Genomic DNA, 2,849 nt, shown 5'->3' on the forward strand with positions numbered 1-2,849 from the left:
GGAAAAATATAATATAGTCAGGCAGCGCCAGGAGGAACGAAAGGCAAAAGCGGAGGAAAAAAGCGGCGCTTCCTTTCGGGCGGAGAGGAAGAAAGCAAAAAAGGGCTTTTCCGGAAATTTGGTTTCGGCTGAGGAAAAAAAGGAAAAGTCTGCTGAAAAAAGCCTGCGGAAATTCAGGTTTTCGGCTGCGGCTGTGTTTGCGGTTTTGTGTGTTGCTGGACTGGCTGCCATGAGCGGCAGCGAACGAGTGGAAGAAATGCAGCAGGCAGCCAGAGAATTGATGGCGGAGATGACGGAGCAGAAGCTGCCGGATTCCATAGAGTCCCTTCCTGATTCCATGGAAGCGGTGAGCGCTACTGCGCAGGTGGATGGGATTGTGACGGAGGACAAGCTGTCAGACGCATTACAAAAGGAAAACGCTGACGCCGGGGAAAGTACTGCGTCCACAGACAGCGCTGCCTCTGATCAGACCAGCTCTATGGACAGCGTCTCCCCTTCCCAGGATACAGCTTCTTCTCAGGAGTCTGCAGGAACGGGCACGACGGAGGAGCAGCAGGAGCCCCTGCAGGAGGAGCCCTTGCCGGAGGAAACCCAGCAGCAGGAGCCTCAGCAGCAGGAGACCCCGCAGGAGGAAACAGCATCTGCACAGACCTCGGCCGAAACGTCTGGACCAGTTGCATATGTGATACAAAAGGGAGATACTTTGATCGGAATCAGTATGCGCCAATACGGCACCGATGCTAAAGTTTCTGAGATATGTGAGCTGAATCAAATAGCAAACCCGGATGATATTAAGGTGGGGGAGAAAATTTTATTACCCTAGTACGTGGAGAGTGTGATACAATATACGGGCAGAGCTTGGCTGCGATACATAAAACAATGAGGTAATCTATGGCGGACATAAAAAGTTACCTGAAGGAAAAAGAAAAAAGGGAACAAAATCAGCTGAATTACAAAGAAAAAATCAGAAAGCATAAACTGACTGCCTTATACAGGGTGCTGCTGGTGCTGGCAGCGGTGGGAGCGCTGGTGGCATTGGTAATTCTGCAGTACCAGAGGCATATATATACGGACTATGATACGGTATCTGCCCTGTCCAGAGAAACGGCAGGAGCAGCAACGGATATCCGGCTGGGGGATGCCATACTGACTTACAGCAAGGACGGAGCCCACTGTACGAATTTAAAGGGAGAAGTTACCTGGAACCGTACTTATGAAATGCAGGATATCAGAATTGCTGTCTGTGATGATGTGGCGGCAATTGGAAACTATAATGGAAGAAGCATTTATGTGCAGAATACCCAGGAACAGCTGGGAGAAATCACTACTACCATGCCGATCCGTGATCTTACTGTCTCAGCTACAGGCTGCGTCACTGCCGTTTTGGCGGACACGAATGTCACCTGGATCAATACCTATGCTCCCACGGGAGAAATGCTGTACACCGGACAGGCACATATGTATGACAGCGGCTATCCTGTGTCTGTCAGCCTTTCACCCAGCGCGGAGCTTTTGGGAGTCAGTTATATCTATGTGGACGCCGGAGTTTTGAAAACCAATATTGCGTTTTATAATTTCGGAGCGGTGGGGGAAAACCAAAGCGATCATATTGTCAGCGTTTATTCTTATTCGGACCTGCTGGTTCCGTACATACAATTTATGAATGACAGCACGGCATTTGCCGTAGGGGATACGAGGCTGATGATGTATACCGGCAGTCAAAAACCGGTGGTTGCGGCGGAATACTTATATGAAAAGGAAATACAGTCCGTGTTTTTCAGCGACAGGTACGTGGGACTGGTTTTTCTGTCAGACGATGCTGCTTCTGTCTATCAGATGGATGTCTATGACGTAAATGCACAAAAAGTGGGCAGCTATTATTTTGATGTTGATTACACGGATATCTTTTTTTCACAGGATTATTTTGTGGCGTATAACGAAACGGATTGTGAGATTATAACCCTTGGGGGCGTAGAAAAATTCAAGGGAACCTTTGACAAGACGGTGCGACTGATGATCCCCGCGGGAGGAACGTATAAATACGCTATCGTTACGGAAAATTCCATTGACACCATACAGTTGAAATAAGTGTGAAGGAAACGCGAAAGGATTAGGAAAGACCATTGAGCTGTTGTCAGCTGAGGCGGACAAGGAGGTATACAAATGAATTTGTTATTTGTGATAGTGATGATTGTTATGTTCTTTAATATAGTAAGCGGTTACAAGAAAGGCATGGTCAGGGAAATTATTTCCCTGATTTCTCTCATTGTAATGTGTGTTGTAGTAGCTCTGATCGGAAACGGGCTCAACAGCTATTTTGATGGAGAAATAGCAAATGTGATAATAGCGGTGCTGCTGCTTTGTCTGGTTGGCATTGTACATCATTTGCTGGGTGTTGTATTTTTTTCTGCAAAAGTCATCTCCAAGCTGCCTATTGTGAGCTGGATAGACAAATTGCTGGGGATGCTTTTTGGAATTGTTGAAACTATTTTGATTCTTTGGACAATCTATGCGTTTATTATGATGCTGGATATGGGAGTGATCGGACAGCAGATACTTGTTTATACAAGAGAAAACCAGATTTTAACATGGCTGTACGAGAATAATTATCTGGCCGTATGGCTTGAAAGATTGAATTCGGAAATCAGCTTCCTGCCCTCTTAAGGATAAATATGCGGAGCAGCGAAAAAGCGCCTTGGCGCGGCTTTGCGAATGGCGTGGACTGAAAAGTTACAATTTGTTTGAAAAATTCCAAAAATTGCATTGACAAGGAAGCCCAGTTTGTGCTATCATAAAATTCCACCGCCAAAAGGGAGGAAGTGCTGCGGAAGCAGGCACAGGAGCTCCCG

3 protein-coding genes are annotated in these 2,849 nt (G+C 46.6%); all 3 read left to right on the forward strand.

From position 1 onward, the window contains the following. Window positions 1–823 (forward strand): LysM peptidoglycan-binding domain-containing protein (locus AC1WIP_RS14095; protein ID WP_481142422.1); only part of this gene is annotated, 823 nt, incomplete at its 5' end. 68 nt (window positions 824–891) lie between these two features. Next, window positions 892–2,088 carry a DUF5711 family protein gene (locus AC1WIP_RS14100; protein ID WP_481142423.1) on the forward strand — a complete coding sequence of 399 codons (1,197 nt, stop codon included), beginning with the start codon at window positions 892–894 and terminating at the stop codon, window positions 2,086–2,088. 75 nt (window positions 2,089–2,163) lie between these two features. Then, on the forward strand, window positions 2,164–2,664 hold the full coding sequence (locus AC1WIP_RS14105; protein ID WP_481142424.1) for a CvpA family protein: 501 nt from the start codon (window positions 2,164–2,166) through the stop codon (window positions 2,662–2,664). Window positions 2,665–2,849: the final 185 nt, after the last annotated feature.

The sequence above is a fragment of the Acetatifactor sp. genome, assembly GCF_982438285.1.